Origin of the sequence: Mesorhizobium sophorae, from assembly GCF_002270415.1 — a bacterium.
GTDB classification, from domain to species: domain Bacteria; phylum Pseudomonadota; class Alphaproteobacteria; order Rhizobiales; family Rhizobiaceae; genus Mesorhizobium; species Mesorhizobium sophorae.
The window spans coordinates 1-15,788 of sequence record NZ_NNRI01000013.1 but is presented as its reverse complement, the minus strand read 5'-3'; the positions used below and the strand labels follow the sequence as shown (position 1 = coordinate 15,788).

At 62.7% G+C, this 15,788-nt stretch carries 15 protein-coding genes and 1 pseudogene; 6 read left to right on the top strand and 10 right to left on the bottom strand.

The annotated features are described in order from the left end of the window. The first annotated feature begins 343 nt into the window (after positions 1 to 343). Positions 344 to 718 (top strand): methyltransferase family protein, encoded by a 375-nt coding sequence (locus tag CGZ66_RS40820; protein WP_245331144.1) that lies wholly within the window; start codon positions 344 to 346, stop codon positions 716 to 718. 8 nt (positions 719 to 726) lie between these two features. On the opposite strand, the gene CGZ66_RS19300 is transcribed toward CGZ66_RS40820, so the two are convergent. The 5 genes from CGZ66_RS19300 to ettA all read right to left on the bottom strand — a co-directional run bounded on the left by CGZ66_RS19300 (position 727) and on the right by ettA (position 5,468). After that, a complete protein-coding gene (locus CGZ66_RS19300) occupies positions 727 to 1,143 on the bottom strand; it encodes a GFA family protein (RefSeq protein ID WP_095086844.1) in 417 nt (138 codons plus the stop codon). A gap of 205 nt (positions 1,144 to 1,348) precedes the next feature. Continuing rightward, positions 1,349 to 2,470, bottom strand: coding sequence for a beta-ketoacyl-ACP synthase III (locus CGZ66_RS19295; RefSeq protein ID WP_095086841.1), 1,122 nt, complete (start codon positions 2,468 to 2,470; stop codon positions 1,349 to 1,351). A 109-nt stretch (positions 2,471 to 2,579) separates the two neighbouring features. After that, entirely contained in the window at positions 2,580 to 2,915 is a 336-nt protein-coding gene (locus tag CGZ66_RS19290) for a hypothetical protein (RefSeq protein ID WP_095086838.1), read from the bottom strand. A 92-nt stretch (positions 2,916 to 3,007) separates the two neighbouring features. After that, complete coding sequence (tam, locus tag CGZ66_RS19285; protein WP_095086835.1) at positions 3,008 to 3,775, bottom strand: trans-aconitate 2-methyltransferase; 768 nt, start codon at positions 3,773 to 3,775, stop codon at positions 3,008 to 3,010. A gap of 43 nt (positions 3,776 to 3,818) precedes the next feature. Further along, on the bottom strand, positions 3,819 to 5,468 hold the full coding sequence (gene ettA / locus CGZ66_RS19280) for an energy-dependent translational throttle protein EttA (protein ID WP_095086831.1): 1,650 nt from the start codon (positions 5,466 to 5,468) through the stop codon (positions 3,819 to 3,821). A 273-nt stretch (positions 5,469 to 5,741) separates the two neighbouring features. On the opposite strand from ettA, the gene CGZ66_RS19275 reads away from it, so the two are divergent. Beyond that, positions 5,742 to 7,028, top strand: a complete 1,287-nt coding sequence (locus tag CGZ66_RS19275; RefSeq protein WP_095086828.1) for a GGDEF domain-containing protein — start codon at positions 5,742 to 5,744, stop codon at positions 7,026 to 7,028. Positions 7,029 to 7,046: 18 nt separating this feature from the next. Here CGZ66_RS19275 and CGZ66_RS19270 read toward each other — a convergent pair whose 3' ends face one another. Both CGZ66_RS19270 and CGZ66_RS19265 read right to left on the bottom strand, forming a co-directional pair. Then, positions 7,047 to 7,661 (bottom strand): hypothetical protein, encoded by a 615-nt coding sequence (locus tag CGZ66_RS19270; RefSeq protein WP_095086825.1) that lies wholly within the window; start codon positions 7,659 to 7,661, stop codon positions 7,047 to 7,049. A gap of 86 nt (positions 7,662 to 7,747) precedes the next feature. Then, on the bottom strand, positions 7,748 to 8,755 hold the full coding sequence (locus CGZ66_RS19265; RefSeq protein ID WP_095086821.1) for a ribonuclease T2 family protein: 1,008 nt from the start codon (positions 8,753 to 8,755) through the stop codon (positions 7,748 to 7,750). A gap of 188 nt (positions 8,756 to 8,943) precedes the next feature. Here CGZ66_RS19265 and CGZ66_RS19260 point away from each other — a divergent pair, with 188 nt between their 5' ends. The 3 genes from CGZ66_RS19260 to CGZ66_RS19250 all read left to right on the top strand — a co-directional run bounded on the left by CGZ66_RS19260 (position 8,944) and on the right by CGZ66_RS19250 (position 12,832). Beyond that, positions 8,944 to 9,876: an alpha/beta fold hydrolase gene (locus tag CGZ66_RS19260; RefSeq protein ID WP_095086818.1), complete on the top strand. Its 933-nt coding sequence runs from the start codon at positions 8,944 to 8,946 to the stop codon at positions 9,874 to 9,876. Positions 9,877 to 10,010: 134 nt separating this feature from the next. Then, complete coding sequence (locus CGZ66_RS19255; protein ID WP_095086815.1) at positions 10,011 to 11,186, top strand: CaiB/BaiF CoA transferase family protein; 1,176 nt, start codon at positions 10,011 to 10,013, stop codon at positions 11,184 to 11,186. Further along, positions 11,183 to 12,832, top strand: a complete 1,650-nt coding sequence (locus tag CGZ66_RS19250; RefSeq protein WP_095086812.1) for a thiamine pyrophosphate-binding protein — start codon at positions 11,183 to 11,185, stop codon at positions 12,830 to 12,832. Before CGZ66_RS19255 ends, CGZ66_RS19250 begins: the two co-directional genes overlap by 4 nt. Before the next feature lie 112 nt (positions 12,833 to 12,944). Here the strand turns inward: CGZ66_RS19250 and CGZ66_RS19245 are convergent, their stop codons facing one another. Then, complete coding sequence (locus CGZ66_RS19245; RefSeq protein WP_095086809.1) at positions 12,945 to 13,385, bottom strand: CHRD domain-containing protein; 441 nt, start codon at positions 13,383 to 13,385, stop codon at positions 12,945 to 12,947. A 208-nt stretch (positions 13,386 to 13,593) separates the two neighbouring features. Beyond that, the gene (locus CGZ66_RS19240) at positions 13,594 to 14,877 is read right to left on the bottom strand and encodes a cystathionine gamma-synthase family protein (RefSeq protein ID WP_095086806.1); all 1,284 of its coding nucleotides are present in this window, start codon (positions 14,875 to 14,877) and stop codon (positions 13,594 to 13,596) included. 124 nt (positions 14,878 to 15,001) lie between these two features. Here CGZ66_RS19240 and CGZ66_RS19235 point away from each other — a divergent pair, with 124 nt between their 5' ends. Then, entirely contained in the window at positions 15,002 to 15,460 is a 459-nt protein-coding gene (locus CGZ66_RS19235; protein WP_095087937.1) for an Lrp/AsnC family transcriptional regulator, read from the top strand. A 42-nt stretch (positions 15,461 to 15,502) separates the two neighbouring features. On the opposite strand, the pseudogene CGZ66_RS19230 reads toward CGZ66_RS19235, so the two are convergent. Beyond that, positions 15,503 to 15,788 (bottom strand): annotated as a pseudogene (locus CGZ66_RS19230) (ABC transporter substrate-binding protein); the annotation flags it as partial.

The window sequence follows — 15,788 nt, the reverse complement described above, 5'->3', positions numbered from 1 at the left end:
GCTGCCGCGCCGTGCCGGCTTCATGGTGACGCCAGACCAAGTCTGCGGAGGTTCTCATGCGTCCCGGGACAGCAATCGCGCTGCTTTGGCTGATCTGGGTGGTGACCTGGGCCGCCGCCGCGCTCTGGGCCGACCCTACCCAGAAACGCGCCGGGTTCAGGGTGGAGGTTCGCTATCGGGTTCTCTGGCTGGTCGGCGCGGCGTTGCTGTTCATTCCGGCGCATGGCTATGAAGGCCGCCTCAGGTTGTGGATGCCTACCATCGCCGAGGCATGGATCTGTGTCGTTCTGATCGCCATCGGCATCGCCTTTGCCTGGTGGGCGCGCCTGCATCTCGGCAGGCTATGGTCAGGCACCATTACCGCCAAGGCCGGGCACCCATCGGCATCGCCTTTGCCTGGTGGGCGCGCCTGCATCTCGGCAGGCTATGGTCAGGCACCATTACCGCCAAGGCCGGGCACCACGTCGTCGACACCGGCCCCTATAGGCTGGTCCGGCATCCGATCTACACCGGACTGCTGGTGGCGATCCTGGCCACAATGGCGGCAAAAGGTACGGTTTGGGGCATTGTCGGAACCGCTTTGCTCATCATCGGCATCGTGACGAAGGCAAAACTCGAGGAACACTTCATGCGCGGCGAACTGGGCAGCGCCTATGACAACTATGCCAGGCAGGTGCCGATGCTGGTGCCGTTCGCGCCAGCCCGATACGGCAGGTGAGCGCCGTCTCAGCCTGATTTTCTTGCCGCACTGCTTTGCTGGAAGTGTTCGACAGCGCCATCGATTTTAACCCAATCATGTTTCGACTGCTCAAAAACCGACCTGACGGGGGGCGGGTAGTTCGGGTCTGCCAGCGCGCCGACCGCAACGCCGATGAAAGACGGCAGCTTGTCGGCCTTCCAATAGATCGTCGATCCGCAGTCTGGACAGAAGTAGGTGTGGACTTTGCCGCCGCTTGCTGCGTCGCGAGTGAACTCTTTCGCGGTTCCGGAGATGGCAACGGCGTCGACCGGATAAAAGGCGCCGACGCCAAATGGCGCGCCAGTCCTGCGTTGGCAGTCAAGACAATGACAGGCGACGACCAGTTTTGATGGTCCTGGAAGCATGAGCGTCAGAGCACCGCAACTGCAGCGGGCATCACTCATTGCAAAACCTCCTTTTTCAGAAGCGTTGATTTCAAACCGAGACACTCCCGAACGCCGGGAGCTGTTGAGATCGAGGTCAGGCTAAGGGGAATAGAAGATCGGCGCTAAGCTACTGGAATGGTGGATTCCGGGAACCGCAACGGCGCGCGCTTTGGGGTGCGGGAGCACCGAATGCGCAGGCCGGGTGAATATCGAATGCCCGAGTCTAGAGCATTCTGAGAAGCGCACCACCTATTGAATATCCTGCGCCAAACGCGCAGATCAGGCCGAAATCGCCGGGCTTCATATCGGCATGGTTCTCCGACAGCGCCACGATGGCGCCGGCGCCCGCCGTGTTGCCCAGCCGCTCCAGCACCATCGGCGCGCGATCGTGGTCGACCTCATGGCCGAACGACAGTTTGAGGATCATGGCGTTCATGCGCGCATTGGCCTGATGCAGCCAGAAGCGCCGGACTGCCTGCGGCGTCAGCCCATGCTCGGCGAGGAATTCGACGATGAACTTGTGCCCGGCGACGGTGACTTCCTTGAACACCTTGTTGCCGACCTGCTTGATCAGGTTTCCCTCCAGATTGATCATGTAGGGATCATCCTGAGCGGTGCGGGTGTGGTAGCCCAGATTGGTGCGGATGTTGTTCGACATCTGCGTCCAGGTGCGCGTTTCCAGCACCTCGAAGCGGCCCGGCCGCTTTTCGCCCTGCGCCAGCCCTTCGACCACCATCGACACCGAGGCGTCACCGAAGATGAAATGCGTCTGCCGGTCGCGAAAATTGAGATGGCCGGTGATGATCTCGGGCGTCGTCACCAGAATGCGCTTGTGCGCGCCAGACCGCACCAGGTTGACGGCGATGTGCAAAGCGGCTGCGGCTGAAGAGCAGCCGAGCCCCATGTCGAATCCGGCGCCCTTGGTGCCAAGCGCCGCCTGCATTTCGATGGCGATCGCCGGATAGGGCCGCTGGTGATGCGAGGCCGAGCAGATCACCAGGTCGATATCGGACGGCTTCAGCCCGGCATGGTCGAGAGCCTTTCGCGCCGAGGCAATGCCGAACTCGGCCTGAAGCGACAGCGCGTCATCGGCCCGTGCCGGAATGCGCGGCGCCATGCGGGTCGGGTCGAGAATGCCTTCGCGCTCGATCACGTGGCGTGTGCGTACGCCCGAGGCGTGGACGATGAAGTCGCTGTCCGATTTCGCCAGCGGCGCCTCGTCGGTGCCCTGGCGGCGCGCGTTCTCCATGTCGACCCAGGCATTGAAGCTGGCGACCAGTTCTTCATTGGTGATCTTGGGTTCGGGGATTTCAACGCCAATGCCGCTGATGATGACGCGATGCATGTGTCCAGTCCGTCCCATCCGCAGGCGTTGCGGGCTTCATGTGGGCGCCGAAACGCTCGGGCGCAACACTTTTCTCACCGAGGCGGTTTACGCCGGCTTAAATCTGACTTCACCAGGCGCACAGCTTGGTGTTGGTCTGCGGGTTGTTCCAGCAGGCGCCGTCGTCGCGACTGCGCACGAACTGTCCCGGCAGCGGAACATTGCGGCGGCCGAGATTGACATAGCCATAGGCAAAGCCCGGCCCGTCGATCTCCAGGACATAGGTCGGGTAGCCCGGCGCCGAGATGCGGAAGCTGCCCGCGTCGTCGATCGCCCTGTAGCTGCATGAGAAATAGCCGTCATCGCTGGTATAGCAACGCGCCCGCTTGGCCTCCGCCGAGATCGAGAACGCCAGAAGCACTGCCGCGCACACGCCGCCGAAAAAAAGCATCTTTTTCAGTGTCATCACCCACCCCTGCCACGGCCCATCGTGACCCCAACGCGATGAAATGCGCACGGCGGCGAAACCGGGTCAAGCGGCCGCAACTGGCGCGACAATCAGGCCCGCTTGGCGACGATGAAGATGCGCGGAAAGCGCAAAAGCACCTTGCCGTTCGCCGTCTGCGGATAGGCCTCGGCGATCTTCGCCGTGTAGCTGTCGAGGAACATTTTGCGCTCGTCCGCCTCGAGCGGATCGAGGAACGGTTTCAACCCGGTCGATTCCACCCATTCAACGATCGCCTCTGCGTCGGCAAGCGGATGGTTGTAGATGGTGTGCCAGATGTCCAGCCGATCGCTGAGCGGCGACAACAGATCATAATAGAACGAAACCGACGGCAGCGGAGCGCGCGCCGCACCCTTGATCTTGTCAGCAAACGGCATTTCGGCCGCGGTCTCCCGCATCAAGCGGTGCGAGTCCTCGCCCATATTGTCGGGCATCTGAATGGCCAGCGCGCCGCCCGGGGCCAAAAAACCCATCAGCCGCTGGAAGACAGCCGGATGTTGCGGCAGCCACTGGAAGACCGCATTGGCGAAGATCACATCGACCGGCACCCCCGGCTGCCAGTTGGAGGCATCTGCCAGATCAAAGGTGACATCAGGCAGGCGCGCCCTCGCCTTCTCGATCATGTCGGGCGACGTGTCGAAGCCGCTCACCTGCGCATCCGGCCAGCGCTCGACAAGCAACTCGGTCGAGTTGCCAGGACCGCATCCGATGTCGACGACCCGGCGCGGGAAATCCACCGGCACCTGTGCTGCGAGATCGCGCGCCGGACGCGTGCGCTCGTCCTCGAATTTCAGATACTGGGCGGCGGACCAATCAGCCATATGAGCTCCTCATGTCGCTTGAGAATTCGCCGCCCAAAAAACCTTATCGCGTCAGCCTCTTGTAGGTCATGCGGTGCGGGTTGACGGCATCCGGCCCGAGGCGGCGGATCTTGTCCTGCTCGTAATCCTCGAAATTACCCTCGAACCATTCGACATGGCTGTCGCCCTCGAAGGCGAGGATGTGCGTCGCCAGGCGGTCGAGGAACATACGATCGTGCGAGATGATGACCGCGCAGCCGCCAAAATTCTCCAGCGCGTCTTCAAGCGCCGCCAGCGTTTCCGTATCGAGGTCGTTGGTCGGTTCGTCGAGCAGCAGCACGTTGCCGCCGGTCTTCAGCATCTTGGCCAGATGCACGCGGTTGCGCTGGCCGCCGGAGAGATTGCCGACCTTCTGCTGCTGGTCGCCGCCACGGAAGTTGAACGACGCGCAATAGGCGCGCGTATTGGCTTCGAACTTGCCGAGCTTGACCACTTCGGCGCCGCCGGAAATCTCTTCCCAAACCGTCTTTGACGGATCGAGCGCATCGCGGCTCTGGTCGACATAGCCGAGCTTGACCGTCTCGCCGACGCGGACGGTGCCGGCATCCGGCTTTTCCTGGCCGGTGATCATGCGGAACAGCGTCGTTTTGCCGGCGCCGTTCGGGCCGATGACGCCGACGATGCCGCCGGGCGGCAGCTTGAATTCCAGGCCGTCGATCAGCAGCGTGTCGCCAAAGCCCTTCGACAGGCTGTCGACCTCGATCACCACATTGCCGAGCCGCTCGCCATGCGGGATGACGATCTGAGTGTCCGTCGGCCGCCGCTTGTCAGCTGCATCAAGGAGATCCTGGAAGGCCTGGATACGCGCCTTGGACTTGGTCTGGCGAGCTTTCGGGCTCGACTGGATCCACTCGCGCTCGCGGCCGATGGCGCGCTGGCGGGCATCATCTTCGCGGCCTTCCTGCTTGAGGCGCTTGGCCTTGGCTTCGAGATACTTGGTGTAATTGCCCTCATAGGGAATGCCGCGGCCACGGTCGAGTTCGAGGATCCAGCCGGTGACATTGTCGAGGAAGTAGCGATCGTGGGTGATGATCATCACCGCGCCCGGATAGGCGCGCAGGTGCTTTTCCAGCCACGCCGTGGTCTCGGCGTCGAGATGGTTGGTCGGTTCGTCGAGCAGCAGCAGGTCGGGCTGGCGCAGCAAGAGCTGGCAGAGCGCGACGCGGCGGCGTTCGCCGCCCGACAGCTTGGTGACGTCGGCGTCCTTGGGAGGGCAGCCCAGCGCTTCCATCGCCATCTCGACCTGCTGTTCGAGGTCCCACAGGTTCAGCCGGTCCATCTCATCCTGGAGCTTGGCCGACTCGTCGGCCGTCTCGTCGGAATAGTTCATCATCAGTTCGTTGTAGCGTTCGATGATGGCGGTCTTGGCGGCGACGCCTTCCATGATGTTCTCGAACACGGTCTTCTTCGGATCGAGCGCCGGCTCCTGCGCCAAATAGCCGACGGTGGCGCCTTCGGCGAGCCACGCCTCGCCGTTCCACTCCTTGTCGAGCCCGGCCATGATCTTGAGGATCGTCGACTTGCCGGCGCCGTTAGGGCCGAGAATGCCGATCTTGGCATCTGGATAGAAGGACAGATGGATGTTCTCGAGCACCTTCTTGGTGCCATAGGCCTTGTTGAGGCCGGCCATGTGATAGATGAACTGGCGTGCCACGCGCGCTTTCCCTGAAAAAACTGACTGGCCCAGAGAAACTGACTGGATTTGTCAAATTGAATGGAGGTTGGCCGCTATGTAGGCGATGCGGCGGCGAACGGCAATCGCTTTTGCCGCTTCTGGCCGGTCACACGCGGAAGTGTCTGCCAACCCTGAAGTTTTCCGCCGGCGGCCGGGCGCGATGAAAGCTCCGGTTAACCCTTCGGCGTCAAAACAGGATCGAGTGGAATCGCCGGCTTGTCGCGATTCAGGAGAAAGATCGGATCGACGGCATTGCTGAACAGTTTCCTGCTCCTTGCCGAAGCGGTCGTCTACTTCAGCGTCATGGTGACGCTTTTCCACTTCAGGAAGCGCATCGGCCTCGGCGTCTTCGTCTGCGCGCTTGGCGTCATGCACTTCCTCGAGACCTACCTCGCCAGCGTCTTTTACGTCGCCTTGCCGTTCGGCATGGTCTCGCCGGGCTCGGCGGTGCTGTTTTCCGGCAAGCTGGTCATGCTTTTGCTGCTCTACATGAAGGAGGACGCCGCCACCGTCCGTCAGCCGATCTATGGTCTGCTGCTTGGCAATGCGCTGATGATCGGGCTGGTGCTGCTGTTGCGCCTGCACGCCATCGCCCCGCTGTCCGATGGCAGGCTCCCTGACATCGGTTTCATCGACGAGATGGGCTGGCTGATGGTGTGGGGCACGACGCTGCTGTTCGTCGACGCCATCCTGATCATCCTGCTTTATGAAAAGCTCGGGCGATACCTGCGCAAGGCACAGTTCGCGCGCATCCTGATTTCGGTCGCCTGCGTGCTCACTTTCGACCAGGCGGGGTTCTTCACTGCGCTGCATTTCGTCGCCGGCGCGCCGATCGCGGTGTTTTTCGGCGGTTGGTTTGCCAAGATGGTCGCCGCGCTGACCTATAGCACCATGCTCGTGGCCTATCTCAGATGGTTCGAAGAACGCCAGATCGCGCTACCGCGTGGACTGACCGACATCTTCGACACGCTGACCTATCGCGAGCGCTACGAAGCGCTGGTCGAACATGTCGGCCGTGACGGCCTGACAGGCCTGCTGCATAGGGGCCGCTTCGACAGAGATGGCGAAGCCGCCGTCCAGGTCAGCCTGCGCACGGCGAAGCCGCTCAGCCTGCTGATCATCGATGTCGACCATTTCAAGTCGATCAATGACCGTTTCGGCCATGCCGAAGGTGACAAGGTGCTGAAAGCCGTTGCGACCCTGCTTGGCGAGGCGGCAAGCGCGGAAGACCAGGTGTTCCGGATCGGCGGCGAGGAATTCGCCATCCTCAGTTCGCGTCCGCACTCGGTCGCCAGGCTGTTCGGCGAGAGCATCCGCTATGCGGTCAAGGCCTCCGCCAACACCAGCCGCTTCGACCTGACCGTCAGCGCCGGCGTCTCCAGCGTCGGCGAAACGACGCGCTGCCTTGCCGATCTGTTCGCGCTTGCCGACCAGCGTCTCTACAAGGCCAAGTCGACCGGACGCGATCGCGTCGTTGGCGAGCCGGACGGCTACGAGGCCGATGCCGCCGTTGCATGGACCAAATCCGCTCAGATCTAGAGCACGGTCCCGTGAAGCTTACGACGACTTTTTCTGCCGCCGAACGCCGGCCAAAGTGGAGACCGCCATCAGGGCGATCGCCAGCCATTTCAGTGCGGTGATGACCGGTCCGGCTTCGATGTCATAGGCTATGAACAGCAGTATGCCTGGCACCAGCAGGCCGCACATGATCAGCATGATGCGGTTGATCTGCCAGGACACTCTTGAGGCTAGCGCCTCGTCGCCGGGCGCAGCGACAAGCGCCGCACGCACCGCCCTGCTGGCCGCCAGCACTGCCGAGAGGCGCATCGAAATCGGCAGGCCAAGACCGATGATGAGGAAAGCGCAGGCCGCCAGCAGCAGCGAAAACTTCAGCGCGCTGGTCTCGGCCGGTACGGGAAACAGCACTGTCGCCAGCGGCAGGAAGACGCCGAAAATGCCGAGCGCAGCAATGGTGATGAAGATCACCGCGTTGACGATCGTGAACAGCTGGTAGCTGCCGGCGCTGATCGGTTCGGAGAGCGTCTGCATGCGCGCCCATTCCGAGTCTGTATAGGAAAAACCAGGCCATTCCATGCGGGCATCGTTTATCGCGACCATGCCCTTGGCCCAGAAGGCCAGCCGCGCCAGCGCGCTGCTCGTAATGCCATCCATTGAGACCCCCGCCCGAATGATGCTCGGCGCAGCATAGCACCACGACGAGGCAAGGCGACAGTCCGGCGTCGGCGTTCAGCCAGTGCTTACTGGAACCCGATCGCGTCCACGGTGCCGGTCGGGCACCCGGCCTTGTTGGTCGGCACCGAAGCTAGCAGCAGATCCTTGAGCGAGCTGTCTGGGCCGATCGGGCCGGCAAGGCCGAGCGTCAGTTCGCCGATCAGCCGCCTGCCGCTGGACGGATCGATGACGCAGGAGACGCGCACCCGGTCCCCTGCCCCAGCGCCAAAGGCGCTGTCGAAGGCGCCACGGATCTGGTCCGCCGTCAGCTTGCCGCCGATGTTCTTGGCAAAGAGATCGCGCACCGGCGAGCTGTTCACCGCGCGCATCAAATTGAGCGCGTCGGAGAAATAGTCCTGCTGGCTCTTGCCGTAGCAGGTGCCGTGCTTGATCCATTCATGCCGCTCGAGATGGGAAGCGGTACCCGGCATCACCTGGTCGAGTTCCGTGCGGGTGCTGGCATCCAGATTGACCGGTGGCAGGTCCTTCCAGTGGGCCGGATTGTCATTGGCCTTGTCGCTCGCTGTCGCCTGGCAATAGAAATTGCCGTTCGGCTGCGGCCACAGCCCGTGCAAGGTGAAATGCGTGGCGTCGAAATCGCCGGCGCTCTGCGCCTTGCATTCGGTCTTGCTCGACTTGGTCTCGCAGAAAGCCGGCTGCCAGCTCAGCGCGAAGACATATTCAGGCTTTCCCGACGCCGCCGGCTTGCCTTGCCCGCCAGGTGCTGCCGGCACCGTCGCGGCGCTACTGCCGGACACGTGGCCGCAGCTGACCTTCACCCAGCGGCGCTCCGGATCGGCGCCCGGCACCAGGATGAGATAATGCGTAGGCGCATCCTTGTTACCGGCAAGCAGCTGGTAGCTCTGTCCAGCATCGGTCGAGACGTTGCCCGGATTCTTGCCATTCTTGATGGCTTGCGTTGCCGGACAGGCCGCATCGGCGACGAAGGTGCCCCTCATCTTGACGTCGGCACGCGCCGCACCGGCCAGCGAGGCCGCCAGCATGGCCAATCCGAAAACAACACCAATGCGCATAGGAATCCCCGGCTGAAGAAGTGGGCGACAGACTGAAGCTGTCTCCATGTCAGAATTGCGATATTTTGCTGGCCAAACGCAAGAAACATCGTCGCGGAAAGTCAGGCAGGGCGGATTGACGCAAAACCGGTGCCGGCGCAAACAAAGCCGGCGCCACGATGGCGGTCAGAACCAGGAGACCGAGCGGCATGTCATTCAGCCAGCAGCGCGTGGTTCGCTCGCCGACGGGTGCCGACCTCAATCTCTTCGTCAGGCAGGCCGATGGCAGGCCACGTGCCGTCGTGCAGATCAATCACGGGCTGGCAGAGCACGCCGCGCGCTATGCCCGCTTCGCCGATTTTCTTGGCCCGCGCGGATACCACGTCTATGTCCACGACCATCGCGGCCATGGCGCGACCAAGGCGCTCGATGCGCCACTCGGCAAATTCGCCGACCAGGATGGCCCCGCCAAGGTGATCGCCGATGTCGGCGCCGTCCATGATCTCATCGCCCGCGAACAGCCAAACCTGCCGGTCATCCTCTTTGGCCATTCGATGGGTGCGTCCGTGGCGCTGAACTTCCTGTTGCACCACTCGCCACGCGTTCATGCGGCCGCGATCTGGAACGGCAACTTCTCGCAACGCCTGCTCGGCCAGCTGGCCTTGGGTATTCTTGGCTGGGAACGCATGCGGCTGGGCTCAGATGTCCCATCGCGCCTGCTGCCGAAACTCACCTTTCGGGCCTGGGGCAAGGCCGTGCCCAATCACCGCACGCTGTTCGACTGGCTGTCGCGCGACGAGGCTGAGGTGGCGAAGTACATCGCCGATCCGCTCTGCGGTTGGGACGCGTCGGTGTCGATGTGGCGCGACGTCGTCGGCATGGCGCTGAATGGTGGCAGGGACGCCTGCTTTGCCGGCATCAGGCGCGATCTCCCAGTCAGCGTCGTCGGTGGCGAGAAGGATCCCGCCTCGGACTACGGCAAAGGGATCACCCATCTTGCCAATCGCATGCGAATGATGGGGTTTTCGAATCTAGTTTCAAAGGTTTACGCCGACACCCGCCACGAAAGCCTGAACGAGGTCAACCGCGACATCATCATGGACGATTTCGCGACCTGGGCCAACGGCTTGCTAGAACAATAACGCGGCCAAAGCGGTGCGAATCCGCGTCGAACTGGCACCTTGGCCCATTGCAAGGGCCGTGACAGCCACCGCCGGGCTTGATAGAGGCTCTGCTTTCGCAGCAATCAAAGTGATTGCAGCAACCACGGTGATTTATGGCCGAACCCCCGCTGAAAGGCGTCCGCGTCGTCGAACTCGCCCGCATCCTTGCCGGACCTTGGGCCGGGCAATTGCTTGCCGATCTCGGCGCCGATGTCATTAAGGTCGAGAGCCCCGACGGCGGCGACGATACCCGCAAATGGGGCCCGCCCTTCGTCATGGGCAAGGACGGCGAGAACCTGTCGGCCGCCTATTACCACTCCTGCAATCGCGGCAAGCGCTCCATCGCCATCGACTTCTCGACGCCCGAGGGTGCCGAGACGGTGCGCCGACTGGTCGCGACGTCGGACGTGCTGATCGAGAACTTCAAGCTCGGCGGCCTCAAGAAATATGGCCTCGATTACGACAGCCTGAAGACGATCAACCCTCGCCTCGTCTACTGCTCGATCACCGGCTTCGGCCAGGATGGTCCCTACGCGCCGCGCGCCGGCTATGATTTCATCATCCAGGCAATGGCCGGCATGATGTCGATCACCGGCGAGGTCGGCCGCGAGCCGCAAAAGGCCGGCGTCGCCATCTCCGATATCTTCACCGGCCTTTATTCGGTCATCGCCATTCAAGCGGCGCTTCGCCATGCCGAACAGACTGGCGACGGCCAGCACATCGACATGGCGCTCTTCGACACCCAAATCTCGGCGCTCGGCAACCAGAACCTCAACTATCTCGTTTCCGGCAAGTCGCCGGTGCAGATGGGCAATGCGCATATGAACATCGCGCCTTACGAGGTGGTCCCGGTCAGGGATGGTCACATCATCCTGGCGGTCGGCAATGACGGCCAGTTCGTTAAATTCTGTGCCGCCGTCGGGCTCGACGATTTGCCCGCAAATCCCGACTTCGCCACCAACCCTGCCCGCGTCACCAACCGGGTCAAGCTGCGCGAGCACATGATCGAGGCGCTGAAGATCTTTGATCGCGACCCGCTTCTGGCAAAGCTGGAGGCGGCCAGCGTGCCGGCGAGCCCGATCAACACGATCGGCCAGATGTTTGCCGACCCGCAGACGATCGCGCGCGGCATGCGGCTCGACCTTGACGACGGCCATGGCAATCTTCTGCCATCGGTGCGCGCGCCGATGGTGATGTCCGGCACGGCGCTCGTCTATGAGCGTCCCTCGCCGCGCCTTGGCGAGCACACGCAAGAAATCCTTGCCGAACTGGAGAAGTCTGGACAATGAAGACTGGCGGACAACTGATCGTCGACGCACTCGAAGCCAACGGCACCGACCGCATCTATTGCGTGCCTGGCGAATCGTACCTGGCGGTGCTCGACGCGCTGCACGATTCAGCGATCCGCACCATCGTCTGCCGCCAGGAAGGCGGCGCCGCCATGATGGCCGATTGCCATGGCCGCCTGACTGGCAAGCCCGGTATCTGCTTCGTCACCCGCGGGCCCGGCGCTACCAATGCGTCCGCCGGCATCCACATCGCCATGCAGGATTCGGTTCCCGTCATCCTGTTCATCGGCCAGGTCGCGAGCCACGCCAAGGAGCGCGAGGCCTTCCAGGAAGTCGACTACAAGAGTTTCTTCGGCGACATCGCCAAATGGGTGGTCGAGATCGATGACGCTTCGCGCATCCCGGAATTCGTCACCCGCGCCTTCGCGGTGGCGACATCGGGCCGCCCCGGCCCGGTGGTCATCTCGCTTCCCGAAGACATGCTGACCAGTGTCGTCGAAGCGCCCATCGCCTTGCCGCACACATCGGTCGAAACCCGGCCTGGCGAAGCCGAACTCGACGCGCTGGAGGCATTGCTGGCCAAGGCCAAGCGGCCATTCGTCATCCTCGGCGGCACCCGCTGGGATGCCGAGGCCGTGGCGCAGATGCGCACGATCGCCGAAGCGTGGTCGCTGCCGGTCGGCTGTTCCTTCCGCCGCCAGATGCTGTTCGACCATCTGCATCCGAACTATGCCGGCGATGTCGGCATCGGCATCAATCCGAAGCTGGCCACCGCGATCAAGCAGGCCGATCTCGTGCTGCTGATCGGCGGCCGCATGGGCGAAATGCCGTCGTCCGACTACACGCTGCTGAAAAGCCCCTACCCCGACCAGACGCTGGTCCATGTCCATGCCGATGCCGGCGAACTCGGCCGCGTCTACCGGCCGACACTGGCAATCAACGCCTCGCCTTCGGCCTTCGTTCAAGCCTTCGCCAAGCGCAGGCCGGCCGCCGTACCCGTCTGGGCAGCCGAGACGCCAAAGCTGCATGCGGCCTATCTCGACTGGTCGACGCCGCCGGAGAGCGGTCCCGGCCCGGTCCAGATGGGGCCGATCATGAACTACCTCGAAAAGGTGTTGCCCGATGACGCCATCCTCACCAACGGCGCCGGCAATTACGCCACCTGGGTGCATCGCTTCCACCGCTCGCGCCGCTTCGCCACGCAGGCAGCCCCGACGTCAGGCTCGATGGGCTATGGCACCCCTGCCGCGGTCGCCGCCAAAGGGCTGTTCCCGGATCGCATGGTGGTTGCCTTTGCCGGCGACGGCTGCTTCCTGATGAACGGGCAGGAGTTCGCCACCGCCGTCCAGTATGACCTGCCGATCATCGTCGTCGTCGTCAACAATGGCATCTACGGCACCATCCGCATGCATCAGGAGCGCGAATATCCCGGCCGCGTCGTTGCCACGGATCTCAAGAACCCCGACTTTGCGGCCTTGGCCCGCGCCTATGGCGGCCATGGCGAGACTGTCGAGAAGACCGCGGATTTCGCTTCCGCCTTCGAGCGTGCCCGCGCCAGCGGCAAGCCGGCGATCGTCGAGATCAGGCTCGACCCCGAGGCGATAACGCCAAGCCGGACGATGACCCAGATCCGCGACAAGGCCTGAGCACCAACGTTGGTCGAAAAGCGTCACGTCCCCTCCATCCTACCGGACGGAGGGGACGCTGTTCCTTAACTTCGAGGTATTTCAGTCCCCAGTCCCCCGGGGCGACGTTATCCTACTTCGCCTTTTCGATCTGGCCGCGGATCTCGCCGTCCTTGTTGGCGGCGGTGTGGACGTTGACGTAGTATTTGCCGGCCTCGAGGTCAGCGGCCTGCGCATCGGTCAACGTCTCCGATCCCTTGATCGGGCTCTTGAGCTTTTTGAACGGGATGACGGGTCCAGCGTTTTCACCCATCGCCGCCGGGCCGTGAATGTGCGCGGCCGTCGCCGGGCCGCTGAGACCGGAATATTTGACGTTCCAGCTGAGTTTCTTCTTGGCCGTGTCGAACGTGAGAGTGGCCGTGCCTTTGCCCTTCGTGGTGACGGGCGGGCTCTGCTGGCCGCCATCGAGCGTCGCAGTGAACTTTTCCGTGTCGGCCAAGGCCGGCGAGACAAGGAAGATAGAAACAGAGACGGCAAGTGCCGAAACGATCGGCGAAATGGACTGCATGCGCATTTTAGAAACCTCCGTTGGATGCAACACCCTGCGGCCCCCCAGCGCATGGATACAGCAACACAACGATCTACCGGCCAAAAGTATCCTGGGCGCACGCATATGTGATGACCGATGAAAAGACAGGCGGTTGCCCGCCCCTCCCGCGATTATCCAACTCAAAGCCGCGACGGCGCCTCAGCCTCGTTGCCGAGGCGCGCCTCGGAGACGGTCAGACCGCTGCCAGCGCCTGCGTCAGGTCGGCGATCAAATCGTCCGGGTGCTCTACACCGATCGACAGCCTGACCGTGGTCTCCAGCACGCCGATACGTTGGCGCACGTCGAAGGGTATCCCCGAATGGGTCATGGCCGCTGGGTGGCTGGCCAGCGATTCCGTTCCGCCGAGGCTTACAGCCAGCTTGAAAATCTGCAGGCCGTTGAGAAAGGCGAAAGCCGCCTTCTGTCCGCCGCGTATGTCGAAGGAGAAGGTCGAGCCGGCGCCGCTGCACTGTGCCTTATAGGCGCGGCCGGCCGGCGTATCCTCGCCCAGGAAAGGCAGGTAATGCACCTTCTCGACCTTGGCATGATCGCGCAGGAATTCAGCGACCATGCGCGCATTGTCGTTCGCCCGCTCCATGCGGATCGACAGCGTCTCCAGCGAACGGCCAAGCATCCAGCAGGAATGCGGGTCGAGCTGCGTGCCGATCGCGCCGCGCAGCGCCTTGATCGGTTTGGTGACGGCCTTGCTGCCCATGGCGGCGCCCGCGATCAGGTCGGAATGGCCGCCGACATATTTGGTCAGCGAATAGACAGACACATCGGCGCCGTGTTCGATGGGCCTCTGGAAGACCGGACCAAGCAGCGTGTTGTCGCAGACGATGATCGGCGCCGATCCCTGGCTTGCTCCGATCTCGTCGGCGATTTTCCGCATCAGCGCGATGTCGACGAGGCTGTTGGTCGGATTTGACGGCGTCTCGATCAGGATGACCGAGACACGGCCTTTTTTGACTGCAGCTTCGGCAGCCGCGCGCACCGCCGTCACGTCGACGCCGTCCGCGAAGCCGACAGCACCGATACCGAAGCCGGAAAGCGTGCGCGTCAAGAGCGTCTCGGTGCCGCCATAAAGCGGCTGCGAATGCAGGATGACGTCGCCCGGACGAGCATAGGCGAGAAGTGTCGTCGCGATCGCCGACATGCCTGACGAAAACAGGATGCAGGCATCCGTCCCCTCATAGATCGCGAGCCGGTCCTCGACGATCTCACTGTTGGGATGGTTGAAGCGCGAATAGACCAGACCGGACGCCGTGCCGCTCGGCGGCTCCTTGCGGCCGGACGTGTAGTCGAAGAAGTCGCGTCCCTCTTCCGCCGACTTGAACACGAATGTGGAGGTCAGGAACACCGGTGGCTTGACCGCGCCCTCCGAAAGCTGCGGATCGAAGCCATAGCTCAGCATCAGCGTCTCCGGATGGAGCTTGTGGTTGCCGATATGGGTTTTCGACGGGCGTGGCGCGGGCATGGCTTTTTCCTGCTTCTTCGAGGAGTGTCGCACGGCAATTTATGCGATCCCTATCGCGCAGTCCTTGCTATTTTTGGGCGCACATGGCTGCATCCTCGCAACAAATTGCCTGGAGAGGCCGAAAGTGCAGCAAAAGATAGCCGATGATTTCGACCGCAGGATTCTGCAAGAATTGCAGGCCGACGGCCGCATTACCAACAACGAGCTTGCCGAACGGATAGGCTTGTCGCCGTCGCCCTGTCTGAGGCGGGTGCGGCGGCTGGAGGAGACCGGCGTCATCAGAGGCTACACCACGCTGGTCGATCCGGCCGCCTTCGGCTGGAGCATGGTCGCCATCGCCACCGTCCGGCTCAGCCGTCAGAACGAGGACGAGATCGTCATGTTCGAGGACGCGATCCGCGGCTGGGAAGAGGTGCTGGAATGCCACCTCGTCACCGGTTCGCGCGACTATGTGCTGAAGGTGGTGACGGGCAGCCTCGAACAGTACGAGCGCTTCATCAAGGAAAAGATCGCGCGGCTGAAATGCGTCGCCTCGATCGAGACCAGCTTCGTCATGAACACCATAAAGGAACGGCGCCTCTGACAGAGGCGCCGTTCGTCAATATCAAGATATTGCCGGCTAGGCTTACTTGACCGCCTTGTCGGTGATGGCGGTGGTGTAGGCGCCTTTCGGCTCCTTGGTGATGATCTTCTGGTCGAGCAGCGCCTTGGCGGTGCGCTCGTAGGTCGCCGGATCGAGCTTGCCGTCGGCATTGTCGATCAGCTTGGCGACTTCGCTCATCATCCGCTTCTGGTGGTTCTCGTCCTGGCCGCCACCGTCCATGACGATGCCTGCGGCCTCGTCATTGTTGTCGATGGCATATTTCCAGCCCTTCATCGAGGCGCGCACGAAACGCACCATCTTGTCTTCG

Coding starts and splice junctions, on each gene's coding strand:
- CGZ66_RS19290 (WP_095086838.1), bottom strand. CDS start 2,915: ATGACACTGAAAAAGATGCTTTTTTTCGGCGGCGTGTGCGCGGCAGTG.
- CGZ66_RS40820 (WP_245331144.1), top strand. CDS start 344: ATGGTCAGGCACCATTACCGCCAAGGCCGGGCACCCATCGGCATCGCC.
- tam (WP_095086835.1), bottom strand. CDS start 3,775: ATGGCTGATTGGTCCGCCGCCCAGTATCTGAAATTCGAGGACGAGCGC.
- CGZ66_RS19240 (WP_095086806.1), bottom strand. CDS start 14,877: ATGCCCGCGCCACGCCCGTCGAAAACCCATATCGGCAACCACAAGCTC.
- CGZ66_RS19270 (WP_095086825.1), bottom strand. CDS start 7,661: ATGGATGGCATTACGAGCAGCGCGCTGGCGCGGCTGGCCTTCTGGGCC.
- CGZ66_RS19295 (WP_095086841.1), bottom strand. CDS start 2,470: ATGCATCGCGTCATCATCAGCGGCATTGGCGTTGAAATCCCCGAACCC.
- CGZ66_RS19260 (WP_095086818.1), top strand. CDS start 8,944: ATGTCATTCAGCCAGCAGCGCGTGGTTCGCTCGCCGACGGGTGCCGAC.
- CGZ66_RS19300 (WP_095086844.1), bottom strand. CDS start 1,143: ATGAGTGATGCCCGCTGCAGTTGCGGTGCTCTGACGCTCATGCTTCCA.
- CGZ66_RS19245 (WP_095086809.1), bottom strand. CDS start 13,385: ATGCGCATGCAGTCCATTTCGCCGATCGTTTCGGCACTTGCCGTCTCT.
- CGZ66_RS19255 (WP_095086815.1), top strand. CDS start 10,011: ATGGCCGAACCCCCGCTGAAAGGCGTCCGCGTCGTCGAACTCGCCCGC.
- CGZ66_RS19250 (WP_095086812.1), top strand. CDS start 11,183: ATGAAGACTGGCGGACAACTGATCGTCGACGCACTCGAAGCCAACGGC.
- CGZ66_RS19265 (WP_095086821.1), bottom strand. CDS start 8,755: ATGCGCATTGGTGTTGTTTTCGGATTGGCCATGCTGGCGGCCTCGCTG.